Here is a 1,199-nt window from a genome sequence, read left to right as displayed (position 1 = left end):
TGTGGGAGATTCTATGGTTGAGGGGAAGCCCTCAACTGGTTTTCGATTGGTATTCGCTCTGCCCGTTCAGCAGGGCGAATACGACCCGAGCAAGCTTGCGAGCCAGCATTACCAGCGCCTGAGTGGTACTGAAGCCCCGAGCTCTTTGCGCTTCGTAAAATCCTTTCCAGGCCGCCGTTCGGCTGGCCGCCATCGCGGCATTGTGCAAAAGACGGCGGGCCTCTGGGTCACCTCGCTTGCTCAAACTCCGGCGACTATCTTTTTGTCCTGATTTCGCCACCCGCAAATCCATTCCCAAGAAGGCGATAAAGGCATTCGCGTTTCTGAAGTCGCCCCGCTGGAATGCTGCAATCAAGCGAGCCCCGGTCAAAAAACCAATACCTTCAACGTTCAGGCAACGTTTTAACTGGCCGAGCAAACCGGCTTCTTTCAGATGGTCCTTAATCGTCTTTTCAACCAGCGTTTCAAGTTGCTGCATGGATTTCACCTGCTCGGCGAAAGCAGCCTTCAGCAACGGTTCATTGGCCCAACTTTGCACCAGGCCCACTCGCGCCTGGACCAACGCCGCCCGGCGGCGGAACAGGCTCAAGAGCTGGCGGTACAGAGGAGACGGCGGGGTCCAGGGATGAAGCTCCTCAGCTTCATTCTTTAAATAACGGGCGAGTAATTTGGCATCGAGCGCATCAGTTTTAGCGCGAACTTTGACACCTTTGCGGTAATGACTGAGCTCATAGCCGCCCACCATGTAAATGGTGCAGCCAGCCTCATAGGCCAAGTCCGCAAACTCCAGGTGATAGATGTTGGTTGCCTCAATGGCGATCGCCACCGTCTCTGGCAAGTCCTTCAACCACTGCTTGATAGCCGCTTTGGTGTTGGGAATCGCTTCGAGCAAATCGAGCTCAGCCTGATAAATCACCAATTCATTCTTGGCGACATCCACACCCACGATCGGCTTTGAAACAAGAACCGGCATTGCCATTGGATTTGCTCCGGGATAAGGTTTTATGCACTTGAAGGGCTCACCCAGAGGCGCAGGCTTGTTCCTATCGTCGGTCTAGCCAGAAGCATTCTTTATCGGCGCTTGGGTGAAAGGAGGAGGGGCGAAATCTCCCACGGTCTGTACTGCGTCAACAGTCAGAATCGAGCCTAGTCCCTCCTCCTCCCTTCAAGTCCTACCATACAAGCGAGCCTGCTCGCGA

1 protein-coding gene is annotated in these 1,199 nt (G+C 54.6%); it reads right to left on the bottom strand.

What is annotated here, in order from left to right; translation table 11 throughout:
- Positions 1-31: 31 nt before the first annotated feature.
- Complete coding sequence (locus tag AC07N8_RS29415) at positions 32-979, bottom strand: IS110 family RNA-guided transposase (protein WP_483844147.1); 948 nt, start codon at positions 977-979, stop codon at positions 32-34.
- Between the last annotated feature and the right edge of the window lie 220 nt (positions 980-1,199).

It is taken from the genome of Pseudomonas sp. GW821-FHT10C09, assembly GCF_059415465.1.
The sequence above is the reverse complement of the archived record's forward strand: the minus strand, read 5'-3'. Positions and strand labels throughout refer to the sequence as shown.